Below are 15,324 nucleotides of genomic sequence, written 5' to 3'. Positions count from 1 at the left end.
GCTGGATCTGCTCATCTACCGGTGTGCGCGGTGGGCCCGGGTCCGGAAGGACGGGGGCCCACCCCTTTCGACTCACGAAGAGGACCTTCATGCCCAGTACGGTGAACACGGCGGAGGCGCCGGCGACGCTCGACCGGCTGCTGCGCGAGCAGGCGGCGCTGCGCGGTGACGACACCGCCGTCGTCTTCGGCGAGGACACGCTGTCCTTCCGCGAACTGCACGAGGGCGCCGCCGTCCTCGCCACGTACCTGCGCACCTTAGGGGTGTCCGCCGACGAGCGGATCGGGGTTCACGTCGAACCTTCGCTCGAACTGGTGATCGGAACCTGGGGCGTGCTGTTCTCCGGCGGCGCCTATGTGCCGCTCTCCCCGGAGTACCCGGAGGAGCGGCTGCGCTACATGATCGAGGACAGCGGCGCCCGGATCGTCTTCACCCAGGAACGCTTCCGCGAGCGGGTCGCCGAACTCGCCCCGCCCGGCTCCACCGTCATCACCCTCAAGGACGCCGTCCAGCACGCCTGGCGCACCGCGGGCGACGAACAGCCGCTCGCCGAGCCCGAGTTGGACCCGTCTCAGCTCGCGTACGTGATCTACACCTCGGGCTCCACCGGCAAGCCCAAGGGGGTCATGGTCGAGCACCGCTCCATCACCGCCCAGATGCGCTGGATGGGCGCCGAACACGCCCTCGGCCCCGACGCCGTCGTCGTCCAGAAGACCCCGATGTCCTTCGACGCCGCCCAGTGGGAGATCCTCGCCTCCGCCGTCGGCGCCCGCGTCGCCATGGGTCCGCCCGGCGTCTACCGCGACCCCGAGGGCCTGATCGACACCATCCGGCGGCACGGCGTCACCATGCTCCAAGGTGTCCCCACCCTCCTCCAGGCCCTCGTCGACACCGAGCGCCTCGGCGGCTGCGCCACCCTGCGCCGGGTCTACTCGGGCGGCGAGGTCCTCTCCCGCAACCTCGCCGTGCAGCTCCTCGCCGAACTCCCCGAGGCCGAGCTGATCAACCTGTACGGCCCCACCGAGTGCACCATCAACGCCTCCTCGCACACCGTGGACCGGGCCACCGTCGCCGACGGCCCCTCCGCCGTCCCGATCGGAAGACCGGCGTACGAGACGACCTTCCACATACGCGACGGCGAGCTCTGCGTCGGCGGCGTCCAGGTGGCGCGGGGGTACCTGGACCGGCCCGAGCTCACGGCCGAGCGCTTCATCACCGCCGAGGACGGCGAACGCCTCTACCGCACCGGCGACCTGGCCACCTGGAACGAGGACGGCACCGTCCAGTTCGCCGGGCGCGCCGACAACCAGATCAAGCTCCGCGGCTTCCGCGTCGAGCTCGACGAGATCGCCGTCGCCATCGAGAACCACGACTGGGTGAAGTCCGCCGCCGTCATCGTGAAGAACGAGCCCCGCACCGGCTTCCAGAACCTGGTCGCCTGCGTCGAGCTCTCCCCGAAGGAAGCCGCCCTGATGGACCAGGGCAACCACGGCGCCCACCACCAGTCCAAGGAGTCCAAGCTCCAGGTCAAGGCGCAGCTGTCCAACGCGGGCACCCTCGACGACGCGGCCCTCGCCGGCCGCCCCGTCGTCGGGCTCGCCGGGCGCACCCCCACCGAGCGGATGCGCCGCACCGTCTTCGCCCGCAAGACCTACCGCTTCTACGAGGGCGGCCCGGTCACCCGCGCCGACGTGCTGGCCGCGCTGGCCCGCCGCCCCGAGGGCATCGGCTCGCGCGCCGTCTGCACCCTGACCGTCGCCGACCTGGGCGAACTCCTGCGCTGGTTCGGCCAGTTCAGCAGCGAGGAGCGGCTCCTCCCGAAGTACGGCTACGCCTCGCCCGGCGCGCTCTACGCGACCCAGCTGTACGTGGAGGCGCGCGGGATCGCGGGCCTGGAGCCCGGCACGTACTACTACCACCCGGTGCACCACCGGCTGCACCTGATGGAGCCGGCCGAGGCCGGGGGAGAGCCCCGGGTCCGCTTCGCCTTCCGCGGCAAGTGGTCGGCGATCGAGCCGGTCTACCGCAACAACATCCGCGAGGTCCTGGAGATCGAGACCGGCCACATGGTCGGCCTCTTCGAGGAGATCCTGCCCGGCCTCGGCCTGGACCTCCGCCCGGTCCGCGGCGGCGCCCCCGGCGACCCCGAGGACCTGGGCGTCTTCGAGCTCGTCCCGTACGACGAGCAGGCCCCGGCCGAGCCGGAGGTGGACCTCTACGTGCAGTCCCACCCGGACCGCATCGCGGACCTCCCGGAGGGCCAATACACCTACGAACACGGCACGTTGATCCCCCTGGCCCCCGGCCTGGTCGAGCGGAAGCACGTCATCGCCATCAACCAGGCGGTGTACGACCGGGCCAGCCTGGGCGTCACGGCGGTCAGCCGGACCGAGGAGCCCTGGCGCGCCTACATCGACCTGGGCCGCGCCCTCCAGCGCCTCCAGCTCGGCGGCCACGGCCTCGGCTTCATGTCCTCCGGCTACAGCTCGATGACCGGCAACCCGCTGCCCGCCGCCCGCCGCATGGACGAGGTGCTGGCGGCGGCGGGCCGCCCGACCGGCCCCTCGTACTTCTTCGTCGGCGGCCGGGTCAGCGAGGAGCAGGCGCTCAGCGAGGGCATGTACGAGGACACCGTCCACATGAAGGGCCCCGCGGAGATGATCCGCGACGACCTGGTCAACCACCTGCCCGACTACATGATCCCGAACCGGGTCGTCGTCCTCGACCGGCTGCCGCACTCCGCCAACGGCAAGGTCGACACCAAGGCGCTCGGCGACCTCGCCGTCGTCAACGCGGGCCTGCACGGCCGCCCGCACGTCCTGCCGCGCACCCGCACCGAGACCCGGCTCACGGCGATCTGGGCGGCGGCGCTCAAGTACGAGGAGGTCGAGGCGGTCTCCGTGCTGGACGACTTCTTCGAGTCGGGCGGCAACTCGCTGATCGCGGTCGCCCTCATCACGAAGATCAACCGCGAGTTCCCGGAGGCCGCGCTCCCGCTCCAGATCCTCTTCGAGGCCCCCACCATCGAGAAGCTGGCCCACCGGGTGGACGGCGTCGCCGCGACCCCGGCCTCGCGGCTGGTCCGGCTGCACGCGGACGGCGCCCAGTCGCCGGTGTTCTGCTGGCCGGGCCTCGGCGGCTACACGATGAACCTGCGCTTCCTGGCGGAGGCGGTGGGCGTCGACCGCCCCTTCTACGGCGTGCAGGCGCACGGCATCAACCGGGGCGAGACGCCGTACGCGACGATCCGCGAGATGGCCGCCGCCGACGTGGCCGCGATCCGGCGCCGCCAGCCCACCGGCCCGTACACCCTGTGGGGCTACTCCTTCGGCGCCCGCGTCGCCTTCGAGTCGGCGCACCTCCTGGAGGCGGCCGGCGAACAGGTCGAGCACCTCTTCCTGATCGCCCCCGGCTCCCCGAAGGTGCGCGCCGAGTCGGCGGCGGGCGGCGCCTCGTACGACAACCCCGGCTTCACCCAGATCCTCTACTCGGTCTTCGCGGGCACCCTCGCGGACGTCCCGGCGAAGGACGCGGAGGGCTTCGCGGCGCACGTGGCGGAACGTTTCCCGGCGCTGGACCCGGAGCTGATCGCCCGGATCATCGCGATCGTGGAGCAGACCTTCGACTTCACGTACACGTTCCAGGAGCTCACCGAGCGGAAGGTGGCCTGCCCGGTCACGATCTTCAAGGCGCAGGGCGACGACTACTCCTTCCTCGAAGGCACCACGGGCTGGTCCAGCCGCCCGCCGACGGTGATCGAACTGGCCGCCGACCACTACAGCCTGCTGCGGACACCGGACCTGAAGGAACTGGTGAAGCAGATCCACTACAGACTGGGCGGGTGACGCGGGTGACGCGGGCAGCCCGGGTCACCCGGGCAGCCCGGGAGCCCGGGTAGCCCTTTCGGCCCGGCCGCGATGCGGGGCGGGGGACCGGCTGCTGTGCTGGTCGGGACCCCGCCCCACCCCCCACCCGTACGGGAGCAGCGCCATGGCCGTCGTCGTCACCATCGAGGTCCCCGGTCTGACCCAGGAGGTCTACGAGCGTGCCATCGCCGGGATCGTCGCGGCGGAGTGGTGGCCGATGCCGGGCTTCCTCGCGCACGCGGCGGGGCCGGACGGGTCGGGCGGGTGGCGGGTGGTGGACTTCTGGGAGTCGGAGGACGAGTTCCTGGCCTTCATCCGGCAGGCGCAGCCGATCTTCGTGGAGAACGGGATGCCGCCGATCGTGCCGAGGATCGACCCGGCGGTGAAGGTGATGACCCGCTGACCGGCTGACCTGCGGACCCGCTAAAACCCGTTGCCGCGCGCGGGCGGCGCAGGCCAGTCTGCACCCCATGATCTCCGACCTGTTCAGCGCGGACGGACGCCTCAAGGCGATCCCGCGCAGGCCCGCCCGCAGAGCGGCCCTCCTCGACCACCTCGCCGCGACGCTCTTCGAGCAGGACCGGGTCTACGGCGAGCGCGAGGTCAACGAGGCGCTGAAGACCGTCCACGAGGACTTCCCGGCGCTGCGCCGCTACCTCGTGATCGGCGGCCAGCTGACCCGTACGAAGGACGGCTCGGCCTACCGCCGACAGCCCGGCCCCGACGCCGGAGCGACCCCCGCCGTCGCGTGACCGCCGCGGCCCTGGCCGGCCTGCTGGCCGGCTACGGCATCGCGATCCCGGTCGGCGCGGTCGGCGCCTACCTCGTCGCCGTCACCGCCCGCACCGGCTGGCGCACCGGCGCCGCCGCGGCCCTGGGCGTCGCCACCGCAGACGGCGCCTACGCGCTCCTCGCGGTGGCGGGGGGCTCGGCCCTCGTCCCGTACCTGACGCCGGTCATGACCCCGCTGCGCTGGGTCTCGGCGGTGGTCCTGGTCGCCCTGGCGGTCCGCGCGGCCTGGACGGCCGTACGCGCCCACCGCGCGGGCGCCCTCGCCTCCCGCGACGACGGCGCCCGGCCGCTGACCCCGGCCCGCGCCTACGCCGCGTTCCTCGGCATCACCGCCCTCAACCCCATGACGGTGGTCTACTTCGTCGCCCTGATCCTGGCCACCGGCCCGGACGCCCCCGCGACGCCCGCCGATCGCACCGCCTTCGTCGTAGCCGCCCTCGCCGCCTCGGCGAGCTGGCAACTCCTCCTGGCCACCGGCGGCACCCTCCTGGGCCGCACCCTGACGGGCCCCCGAGGCCGCCTGACCACGACCCTCGCGTCGAGCACACTGATCGTGGTGCTGGCGGTGCGGCTGGTGGGGTAGGGCGCTCAGAGCGTGTCGAGGCGCAGCATGGAGATGCCCGGCCGCACCTTGGCGACGGCGTCGAAGTCGTCGTCGACGTGGATGAGGGTCAGCCCGTGCTGCGCCGCCGTCAGGGCGATCAGGATGTCCATCGGGGAAGGCCCCCGGTGGTGCCCGATCCGGACCAGGTCCCGCTGGACCGCGATGATCTCCGGCCAGGGGTCGTCGACGGCCGGCACCCAGCCGAAGGTCTGGCTCAGCATGGTGAGGAACGGCTCGCAGTCCCGGTCCGACCGCAGGCCGGGCATCAGCTCGGCCTCGACGGGCGGGCACAGCGCCACCCGCCCGCGCGCCACCCGCTCCGGCCACGGTGAGCCGATCTGACGGCGCAGGATGCGCCACACCGCGGAGGTGTCGGCGAGGTAGTTCACCGGCCGGACCGCTCCCGCTCTTCCAGGACGTCGAAGTCCAGGAAGTCCCCGGCGTTGTCCTGGAGCCAGGCGAGGGCGCGCTCGCGGTCCTCCGTGCTGAGCGCCGACGCTATGGCGAGGGCCCGGTTGATGGTGTCCCGCTTGGTCTTGGTGCCGAGCTGCCGCTGGGCGAAGGCGAGCATCTCGTCGTCGATGTCGACCAGGGTCTTGGACATGGGCGGCCTCCGGCGGTGCGTGGCGATCCGGGCTCTGCGCTTCTGGATATATCCAGAAGCGCAGTATATCCATCTGGCGTCAGGCCGCGCCCGCGCCCGCCTCCGCCGGTGCGATGTTCTGGTTGTGCCGGAAGACGTTGTCCGGGTCGTAGGTCCGTTTCACCGCGGCCAGCCGGTCGTAGTGGTCGCGGTAGGTGGCGCGGACGCGGGTGGCCGGTTCGTCGGCGCCGAGGAAGTTCACGTACGCGCCGCCCATCGAGTGCGGGTGCAGCGCCTCCCAGTAGCCCACGGCCCAGTCGCGGACGCGGTCCGCTTCGGCGGGCTCCGGGGTGATGCCGCCGATCACGCCGGACCAGACGGCGTCCCGGTAGGCCCAGGCCGTGTCCCCGGGGCCGGGGCGGTGGGCCGCGCCGTCGACCGGGTAGAGGTGCATCGTGGAGAGGTCGGTCGGCAGGCTCTCCAGGAACTCCGCGTGCGCGTCGATCGCGCCGTCCGTGATCCGGTCGAAGAAGTCCCCGCGCCAGTACCACTGGAGCCCCTTCGGGATCAGCTCGTCGAAGAGCGACTGGAGCGCCGGATACGGGATCGGCGTCGCGAAGTGGAAGACGGGCGGGGCCGGTTCGGCGACCGGCGCGAACACCCGGGTCAGCTCCTCCTCGTCCGGCGTCCCGGTGAAGCACCACACCACGCCGCACATCCGCTTCCCCTGGATCTCCTCCGGGAACGGCGGCCCCGGCGCCACCGTCAGCACCGCGAAGAAGCCGTTCAGCGTCTCCGGCGCCGCCGGCAGGAACTCCCGGTACCAGCGCAGCACCGCCCCGATGTCCTTCGGGTCCCACAGCGTGACCGCCAGCCCCACCGTGTCCACCGGATGCAGCGCGTACGTGAAGGAGGTGACGATCCCGAAGTTCCCGCCGCCGCCCCGCAACGCCCAGTACAGCTCCGGGTGTTCGGCCGCCGACGCGGTCACGAACGACCCGTCCGCGAGGACCACGTCCGCCGACAGGAGGCTGTCGATCGTCAGCCCGTACGCCCGCGTGAGATGCCCGTGCCCGCCGCCCAGCGTCAGCCCGCCCACCCCGGTCGTCGACATGATCCCGGCCGGCACCCCGAGCCCGAAGCCGTGCGCCTCGTGGTCCAGGTCCCCCAGCACCGCCCCGCCGCTCGCCCGCGCGGTCCGCGCCGCCGGGTCCACCCGCACCCACCGCATCGCCGACAGGTCCAGCAGCACCGCCCCGTCCACCACGCACTGCCCGGCCCCGCTGTGCCCGCCGCCGCGCACCGACAGGTCCATGCCGCTCTCGCGGGCGTACCGCACCACCGCCCGCACGTCCGTCACGTCCGCGCACCGCGCGATCACCGCGGGCCGGCGGTCGATCATCGCGTTGTAGACCGCCCGGGCCTCGTCGTACCCGGGGTCGTCCGGCCCGATCACCTCGCCGCGCAGCGCCTCGCGCAGGGTCTCCACCACCGCCGTACCGCCCATGACCACTCCTCCAGGGCACCCCCGCGGCCGGCCGCGCTACCTCTTCAGTCTCCCCCTGCGCGCGGCGCTCCGCACCACGCGCGAAGGGCCGCCGCGACGGGTGTCGCGACGGCCCTTCGCCGGGAGGCGTACGGCTCAGAGGACCGCGAGCGCGGCCTCGTAGTCCGGCTCGTCCGCGATCTCGCCGACCAGCTCGGTGTGCAGGACCTTGTTGTTCTCGTCGAGGACGACGACGGCGCGGGCGGTCAGGCCGGCCAGCGGGCTGTCGGCGATGTCCACGCCGTAGTCGCTGTGGAACTCACGGCCGCGCAGGGTGGAGAGGCTCTTCACGTTCTCCAGGCCCTCGGCGCCGCAGAAGCGGGACTGCGCGAACGGCAGGTCGGCGGAGATGCAGAGCACGACGGTGTTGTCGAGCTCCGCCGCCTTGCTGTTGAACGCGCGCACCGAGCTGGCGCAGGTCGGGGTGTCCACGCTCGGGAAGATGTTGAGGACCTTGCGCTTGCCGGCGAAGTCCTTCAGCGAGAGGTCCGCGAGGCCCTCGCCGACCAGGCTGAACTGCGGGGCCTCGGTGCCGGCGGCGGGCAGGCTGCCGTTGACCTGTACGGGGTTGCCCTTGAGCGTGACCTGCGCCATGCCATTTCTCCTTCATCCAACACGTAACGCTTGCGACGGTCCCGATCGTACTGCGCGGCGAATCCCCCCGATTCCCGCCCTGATTCCGGCCGCTATCCCCGCCCCGATCCCCGCCGCGATCCCCGCTCAGGCGCGCGCGTACCGGGCCAGGAAGAGGTCCACGCCCGAGGCGACCTGCCGGTCCAGCGCCTCCTCGTCGACCTCCGTCGCGGGCGCGAAGGTGTGGACGAGCTGGGGCACGCCGACCGTGGCGGCGACGAGCTGCTGCACGGCCAGTTCCGGGTCGGGCACGTCGAGGGTGCCGCGCGCGTCGAGCGCGGTCACGGCCTCGATCAGCGGGCCGTTGTACATGTCGTACGTGAGCCGGTACCAGAGCTGCCCGAGCTGCGGGAAGCGGTCGATCTCGCCGATCACCAGCCGCCGCAGCGCCATGATGTCGGGCCGCAGCAGCGTCCTAGCCCAGTCGCCGGCCAGCCGGACGAGCGCGGCGCGCGGCTCGGGCGCCTCGGCGAGCCCGGACGCGCCAGGCGCCACACCGGCGTAGGTCCGCACCAGCACCCCGCCGATCACGGCGAGGAACAGGCGCTCCTTGCTGCCGAAGTGCTTGTAGACGGTGGCCTTCGAGACGCCCGACCGCTGGGTGATCGCGTCCATGGACGCCGCCGCGTACCCCTCGGCCAGGAACTCCGCGAGCGCGGCGTCGATGATCGCCTGCCGCTTGCGGGCGGTGGCGGAGGCGGGGTCGGGCAGTACGGGGATGCCGTACGCGTCGAGCACGTCGTCCGGGAGGGTCTGGGCGCCCATGGGGGTCCTTCGGGGAGGGAGCGGCGGGGTTTCGTGACCACCAGTATAGGAAGGGGTGAACTGAACGGTTCGGTACGTTCGGCTCGATTCGGCTCGACTCTGCTTGGCTCGGCTCGATTCGGTTCGGTACGGATCCCAGGTCGGCGGCCGTGATCAGCCGAGGGCCGCCGCGGTGGCCGTCGCCGCCAGGGCCGGGCCGAGGGCCACACCAGACAGGAAGGCCAGGTTGAAGAGCCCGACCGCCGTGCCGTGCCGGTCCTCGGCGAGGCCCCGCAGCGCGGCTGCGAGCAGGGTGCCCTGGCCGCCCGCCGTGGCGAGCGCGCTGAGCCCCGAGCCGAGCAGGACCGCGGCGGGCCACGGGGCGAGCGCGGCGAGCGGGAGCGCGGCGGCGGAGGCGGCGGCGAGCAGCGCCCGGGTGCGGCGCGCCCCGAGCCGGGGCGCGAGCCGGACCAGCCGCCAGGAGAGCAGCGCCCCGGTGAGCGCGGCGAGCCCGGCGACGGCGCCGGTGTGGACGGGGCTCCAGCCGGTGAGCGCGGCGACGCGGCGCGGGGCGCCGTACAGCAGGGCGAAGTTGACGGTGGAGAGGACGAGCATGAGCCCGGCGGCGGCCAGGAAGGCGGGGGCGCGGAGGAGGGCGAGGGGGCGGGCGGGGGCGAGGGGGCTGGCGGGGCCGGTGGGTCCAGTGTGGCTGACAGGTCCGGCGGGTCCGGCGGGTGCGGAGGGTGCGGTGTGGCCCGCAGGGCCGGCGGGCCCGGTATGACCGACGCGGCCGGCGGGCCCGGTGCGGCGCAGGACGGCCGGCAGGGCGAGGAGGCTCAGCAGCGGCAGGACGAGCGCGGCCCGCCAGCCCGCGGCGTGACCGGCGGCGGCGCCCGCGAAGAGCCCGAGGGTGCCGCCGGCGGCGCTGCCGATGGCGACGATCGCGGCGGCCCGGCCGGAGCGGTCGAGGGCGGCGAGCCGGAACGCGGTGACGGTGACCCCGGCGGCCCCGACGGCTTCGACGGCCCGCCCGGCGAGGGCGAGCGGAAGCCCGGCGGTTCCGGCGATCCCGGCCAGGAGGACGAGCGACGCGCCGAGGATGAGGAGGACGGCCCCGGCCCTGGCGGTGCCGCCCGGCCCGCGCCGCCCGGCGGTGGCGCTGAGCAGGGGCGTGCCGAGGGCCATGCCGATCCCGGTCACGGTCATGAGCCAGGCCGCCGCCCCGGGGGAGACGCCGAGCGCGCGGGCGGCTTCGGGCAGGACGAGGCTCGGCCCGGAGATCCCCATGGAGGCGGGGGCGACGAAGAGCGCGGGGACGAGCGCGTGGCGGAGGGGGAGGGGCTTACGGGTGGTCGTGGGGGCAGGGGCGGGCGCGGAGGTTGACGCGCCGGCCCGCCGTCCCGCCGCCCCGGCGAGGACGGTCCCGCCGGTGGTCCGCCTCATACCGGCATCCGCCCCATCAGCCCCTGGGCGAAGTCCTTCTCGGCCTGCCGGAGTTCGGCGGCGGTGTTCATCACGAAGGGGCCGCTGCGGGCGACCGGTTCGCCGATCGGCTCGCCCGCGAGGACGAGCACCTCGGCGGGCGCGCCGGGGGCCCGGACGGCGAAGCGCTCGCCGTCGCGGGCGAGGAGCGCGAGGTGCCCGTCCGGGAGGTCCTCGCCGCCGACGGAGGCGGCGCCGGTGAGCACGTACACCATCGCGTTGTGCCCGGCGGGCGCGGTGAACTCGGCGCGCCCGCCCGCCGCGAGGCGCGCGTGGACGACGAGGGCGGGGGTGTGCGTGGCGAACGGGCCGGTGGTCCCGTGGGTGGTGCCCGCGAGGACGGTGAGCGAGGAGCCGTCGGGGAGCGGGACGGCGGGCAGCTCGGCGGCTTCGGCGTTCTGGCTGCGGGGCGGCAGGGACTTGAGCCGGGCGGGGAGGTTCAGCCAGATCTGGAGCATGTGCTGGCGCCCGCCGGAGGCGAGGAACTCCTCGGTGGGCAGGGCCTCGTGGACGATCCCGGCCCCGGCGGTCAGCCACTGCACCCCGCCGCCCCGGACGACGGCGCGGTGGCCGCGGGAGTCGGCGTTGGCGATGTCGCCGTCGAGGACGTACTGGATCGTCTCGAAGCCGCGGTGCGGGTGCGGGGGCGCGCCCTTGGCCTCGCCGGGGCCGAGCTCGACCGGCCCGACCTGGTCGACCATCAGGAAGGGGTCGACGAAGGGGAGTTCGGCGGTCGGGAAGGGGCGGCGGACGGGGAAGCCGGCGCCCTCGTAGGTGTGGAAGGGGCGGACGACGCGGGTGACGGTGCGCTCTGAGGTCATGCCAAGAATGAACTACACCATTCAGTTCACTGTCAAGACTGAACCGTTTGGTTTGACGAGGTGAACCGATCGGTTTAGTTTGAGGCTTGTGACCACCAACGCCGTTTCACCGTCAGGGGCGCGGCCGTCCGGATCACGGCAACGGGGAGGGCCGGACCGCGTCGCACGCGATCCGGCCCTCCCCGGTTCCCCTCGTTCCGTTCTGGGGACTCCCCGTCAGCCCCCTGCGTCAGCCGCCGTACCAGCCGTTCAGGTCGGCGATGACCTGCGTACCGCCCGAGTGGTTGGCGAACGTGATGCGTCCGTCCACGACCGGGACGACCACCAGGTTCGAGATCGTCCGGCCCGCCGCGTAGTTGAGGTTCGACACCGTCGGGCGCGGGCGTCCGTGCGGGTGGACGGTGAGGTAGCTCGCCGCCGTCGGGGCGGTGACGGTGACGTTGAGGACGACGGCCGTGACGCCCTCGCGGGGGACGCCCGCCACGCCGCCCACCTGCATGCTCACCACGCCGCCCGGCCCGACCGCGCCCGCTCGCGCGCCGAGCCCGGTGCGGGTGTCGAGCAGCCGGACCGGTTCGGTGGCGGTGAACCCGGCGCCCGTGGCGGTGAAGTAGCCCGTCACGTCGGCGAGCAGGTCGATGGTGCCGGCGCTGTTGCGGAGCGCCACCGAGCCGTTCACCACGGGCACGACCACCAGGTTGGGCAGGGTCTCCCCGGCCGTGTAGTTGATGTTCGAGGCGGTGGGCAGCGGCTGGCCGTCCGGGTGGACGGTGACGAAGCCGCTCGCGGTCGGGGCGACGGCGGTGACGTTCATGACGACGGCGGTGACGCCCGTCGCCGGGACGCCCCGGACCCCCGCGACCTTCAGCTTCACGGTGCCGCCCGCGCCGACCTTGGCCTTCGGCGCGCCGGTGCCGTTGCGGGTGTCCAGGAAGCGCGTCGGGTCGATCGACGTGAGCGCCGAGCCCGCGCCCTCCGCCGTCGTGTAGTAGCCCGCCACGTCGGCGACGACGTCGACCGTGCCCGCGCTGTTGCGCAGGTCGACGGTGCCGTTGTGGACGGCGACCGTCACCAGGTTGGAGAGGGTGCGGTTCGCCGTGTAGTTGAGGCTCGACGCCGACGGCACAGGCCGCCCGTCGGGGTAGACGGTGAGGAAGCCGCCGGCGGTCGGGGCGACGGCTGTGACGTTCATGACGACCGCCGAGACCCCCGTCGCCGGGACGCCGTTGACCCCGGCGACCTTCAGTTTCACGGTGCCGCCCGCGCCGACCCTGGCCTTGGGCGCGCCGGTGCCGTTCCGCGTGTCGAGGAACCGCTTCGGCGCGACCGGCACGAAGCGGCCGGGGGCCGCCGGGGCCGGGGCCTCGGTGACGGTGAAGGCGCCGGGGAGGTAGCCGGGGGAGCGGGTGCCGGAGGTGTAACCGGCGCCGTCGACGACGATGTCGTAGCGGCCCGACGGCAGGCCGTACGTGCCGAGCAGCACCTTCATCGAGGTCCCGTCCGGAGCGACGGACACCGCCTGGTTCAGCGAGGTCTCCCCCGTCGTGGTGCTGCGGAGCCGGATCTGCGAGCCGAGCGTCAGCCCGGAGCCGCGCAGCTCCACCGGGTGCGCCGTTCCGGCCGGTCCGCTGGTGCTGCTCAGCGAGGCGACGTCGGCCTGGGGCAGCGGGGGCGAGCACCACGAGCAGACGCCCTGCATCGTGAACTCGTAGGGCGTCGGAGCCTTGCCCGCGGTCATCAGCAGCACGTAGCGACCGGTCGGAGCGTAGGTGTCGGTGTAGCAGTTGAAGGGGAATCCGGCGCTGGTGCCCGCGCAGAGGTACGAGCTGACCGAGGCACCGGCGAAGGAGTCGTCGGCCAGCAGGCTCAGCGTCGGGGCGGACCCGTTCGGGTCGCTGTCCACGCCGGGCACGTCGAAGCGCTGCCCCGGCTTCAGGTCGAGCACCGCGCAGTAGGCCGTGGCCGACTCGGTCAGGACCCCGCTGCGCGGGGCGAAGCCGGTGGCCGACACCTGGTTGGCGGTGCACTCGGGCGCCCAGCCGGAGGCCGTGCCGATGCGCCAGGTGTCCACGGAGATGCTGACCGGCGTCTCCTCGTAGGCGAGCGCCACGACGTACACCAGGTACGAGGTGGAGCCGGAGACCCGGCAGGTGCCGGCGGTGCCCCAGGTGCGGCACTTGCTCGTGCCGCCGCCGTCGACTACGCCGAGGACCGCACCCGACCTGCCGGGCGCGCCCGGGGTCCGCACGGACAGCCACAGCTTGTCCGTGGCCGAGGCCGAGACCCGCAGGCAGGTGCCGTCGAGGTCGCCGCGGAGGGTGTACGGGGTGGAGGGCCCGCCGACCTTCAGCGACGCGGGCGCCGCGCAGCGGGCCGTCGCGGAGATGTCGCGGCGGACCAGCTTGTACGTGTCGGGGCCGTAGCCGCTCCGCGTGAGCAGCGCCGTGTACGGGGCGCCCGGGGTGAGGCGGCAGGTCGTCGTCGAGGTGTTGCCGTTGGTGGCACACACCTGGTTGCCGGCCGTGTCGTGGATCCGCAGCTGCGCGTCCACCTGGTTGCTCTCGTTGGCGAAGTCGACCATTTCGGCGGTGGAGTGGGCCGCACCCGCCAGAGCGAGGCATCTGGTCTCCCCGTAGCTCAGGGGAACCTCGGCCCCCCAGGTGTTGCCGAAGCCGGACTGGGTCCACGTGGTGCAGCCGTCGGTCTCGCCGGTTCGGTGTACTGCCAGTTGGTACGGGCCCGGAGCGCGCGTGGTCAGCACGGCGCGGAACGGGGCGGTGCCGGTCAGCTTGCAGGTGGCCGAGTTCCGTGGCTCCGCGCACTGCTCCGCGCCCCCGGCGTCGTAGACCCGCACGGTCGGGCGGGCGGCGTCCTCGGCCTTCTCCCTGTCGAGGAGGTACAGGCCGCGTCCCGACGCGGTCGGCAGCGCGAGGCAGTGGGCCTGCCCGGCGCCCGTGAAGGTGCCCGTCGCGGGGCCCGAAGCGAAGCCGTCGTCCTTGACCGGCGTGCAGCCCTGGGCCTGCGCGGTGGCGAGGAACCAGAGGCCGTACGCGTCGGTCTCGCCGAGGGCCGAGGCGCTGCGGGCCCAGGTGTAGTCACCCGCGGTCAGCCGGCACGGGGTGGTGGGCTCCGGCGAGCAGACCGGGGTGCCGTCGGCGCGGTGCGGTCGCCCGTCGAGCGTGGCCGGGTTCTCGTCCTGGCCGTCCACGGTGCCGAAGAGGTACTGGCCGTCGGCCGGGACGCGCAAGGTGCGGCAGCGGGCGGTGCCGGTCGCGTCGGGCACCGCCCCGTACGCCTGCGGCTCGACGACGGGGCAGCCGCTCGGGTGCGAGAGGCGGGCCGCCGTGAGCGTGAGGTCGGTGGCCGCCGCCGCTCGCTCGGCCGCCAGCAGGCGGTAGGGCGCGGTGCCGGACAGCGCGCAGTCCACGGCGGAGCCGGCGTCGCGCGTCGAGCAGATCTGGGTGCCCGCCGCGTCGTACACGGTCTGCGACGCGCGGTAGTCGCTGTGCGACAGGCGCAGCACCTCACCGGCGGCGGTGGGCAGCGCGTAGCAGTTGCCCGTCGAACCGGCCGCGAGGCTCACCGCCCGGACGGCGGGCCGGGCGAGCGCGGTGTCGGCGTCCGCCACCGGGGCGCACGAGGCGTTCGACAGGAGCGCCTGGTAGGAGACGGAGAATCCGTCGCCGCCCGACCCGCCCCACACCTTCAGCGTGTACGCGCCCGCTCCGGTGGTCGGGCAGCGGTGTGCGCCGAAGTAGTCGGGCCGGTCACAGGTGACGGCGGTGCCGTCGGGAGCGGTCAGCGAGAGGTAGGGGCTGTGCTGCCCGGTGCTCACGGCCTGCACGAACACGATGTCCTTCGCGCGCGGCACGTCGAGCGTGAAGGACGTGGCGTTCCCGGCGGGCCAGGCGGCGCAAGTGTGGACGGTGTTCGGCGCGATCGGCCCGGAACACGTGTCCGCGAGCCCGCCCTCGGCGATCTGGCGGGCGGCGAGGGCGCGGTCCTGGGCGGCGGTGGGCTTCGGCGCGACGGCCTTGGGCGCGGCCTTCGACGGTGCGGGTGCGGGTGCGGGCGTCGGCGCGGCGGCGGACGCGGTCGCGACCGGCGCGAGCACGGACGCGATGACCGCGACGATCAGCGCGATCAGCGTGAGCGCGCGCGGTGGACCCGCCGGTTTCCCGGCATGGACGGAGTACAAGAGGTCCCCCCTGGGACGGAACACGGACTACGGACTACGGAAGTGCCGTGTGTGA

General features: G+C 73.7%; 12 protein-coding genes. 4 read left to right on the top strand and 8 right to left on the bottom strand.

The window, feature by feature from the left end:
• Positions 1–89 precede the first annotated feature (89 nt).
• The 4 genes from AB0C99_RS24215 (at position 90) to AB0C99_RS24200 (ending at position 5,241) form a co-directional block, all read left to right on the top strand.
• Positions 90–3,845: an amino acid adenylation domain-containing protein gene (locus AB0C99_RS24215; RefSeq protein ID WP_362478591.1), complete on the top strand. Its 3,756-nt coding sequence runs from the start codon at positions 90–92 to the stop codon at positions 3,843–3,845.
• Positions 3,846–3,990: 145 nt separating this feature from the next.
• Positions 3,991–4,269: a hypothetical protein gene (locus AB0C99_RS24210; RefSeq protein WP_362478588.1), complete on the top strand. Its 279-nt coding sequence runs from the start codon at positions 3,991–3,993 to the stop codon at positions 4,267–4,269.
• A gap of 67 nt (positions 4,270–4,336) precedes the next feature.
• Positions 4,337–4,618 (top strand): DUF2087 domain-containing protein, encoded by a 282-nt coding sequence (locus tag AB0C99_RS24205; protein WP_362478585.1) that lies wholly within the window; start codon positions 4,337–4,339, stop codon positions 4,616–4,618.
• Positions 4,615–5,241, top strand: coding sequence for a LysE family transporter (locus AB0C99_RS24200; protein WP_362478582.1), 627 nt, complete (start codon positions 4,615–4,617; stop codon positions 5,239–5,241). Before AB0C99_RS24205 ends, AB0C99_RS24200 begins: the two co-directional genes overlap by 4 nt.
• Positions 5,242–5,246: 5 nt before the next feature.
• Here the strand turns inward: AB0C99_RS24200 and AB0C99_RS24195 are convergent, their stop codons facing one another.
• The 8 genes from AB0C99_RS24195 to AB0C99_RS24160 form a co-directional block, all read right to left on the bottom strand.
• On the bottom strand, positions 5,247–5,651 hold the full coding sequence (locus tag AB0C99_RS24195; RefSeq protein WP_362478580.1) for a PIN domain nuclease: 405 nt from the start codon (positions 5,649–5,651) through the stop codon (positions 5,247–5,249).
• Positions 5,648–5,866, bottom strand: a complete 219-nt coding sequence (locus AB0C99_RS24190) for a type II toxin-antitoxin system VapB family antitoxin (protein ID WP_362478577.1) — start codon at positions 5,864–5,866, stop codon at positions 5,648–5,650. Before AB0C99_RS24190 ends, AB0C99_RS24195 begins: the two co-directional genes overlap by 4 nt.
• A gap of 79 nt (positions 5,867–5,945) precedes the next feature.
• Positions 5,946–7,352 carry an FAD-binding oxidoreductase gene (locus AB0C99_RS24185; protein WP_362478575.1) on the bottom strand — a complete coding sequence of 469 codons (1,407 nt, stop codon included), beginning with the start codon at positions 7,350–7,352 and terminating at the stop codon, positions 5,946–5,948.
• Between the two features lie 135 nt (positions 7,353–7,487).
• The gene (gene tpx, locus AB0C99_RS24180; protein ID WP_362478572.1) at positions 7,488–7,985 is read right to left on the bottom strand and encodes a thiol peroxidase; all 498 of its coding nucleotides are present in this window, start codon (positions 7,983–7,985) and stop codon (positions 7,488–7,490) included.
• 126 nt (positions 7,986–8,111) lie between these two features.
• Positions 8,112–8,789 carry a TetR/AcrR family transcriptional regulator gene (locus AB0C99_RS24175; protein WP_362478570.1) on the bottom strand — a complete coding sequence of 226 codons (678 nt, stop codon included), beginning with the start codon at positions 8,787–8,789 and terminating at the stop codon, positions 8,112–8,114.
• A gap of 153 nt (positions 8,790–8,942) precedes the next feature.
• A complete protein-coding gene (locus AB0C99_RS24170) occupies positions 8,943–10,211 on the bottom strand; it encodes an MFS transporter (RefSeq protein WP_362478567.1) in 1,269 nt (422 codons plus the stop codon).
• A complete protein-coding gene (locus AB0C99_RS24165) occupies positions 10,208–11,071 on the bottom strand; it encodes a pirin family protein (protein ID WP_362478564.1) in 864 nt (287 codons plus the stop codon). The genes AB0C99_RS24170 and AB0C99_RS24165 overlap by 4 nt, the downstream gene beginning before the upstream one ends.
• A gap of 229 nt (positions 11,072–11,300) precedes the next feature.
• Complete coding sequence (locus tag AB0C99_RS24160; protein ID WP_362478562.1) at positions 11,301–15,269, bottom strand: hypothetical protein; 3,969 nt, start codon at positions 15,267–15,269, stop codon at positions 11,301–11,303.
• Between the last annotated feature and the right edge of the window lie 55 nt (positions 15,270–15,324).

Source organism: Streptomyces sp. NPDC048659 (assembly GCF_040650575.1).
Lineage (GTDB): Bacteria > Actinomycetota > Actinomycetes > Streptomycetales > Streptomycetaceae > Streptomyces.
The sequence above is the reverse complement of the archived record's forward strand: the minus strand, read 5'-3'. Positions and strand labels throughout refer to the sequence as shown.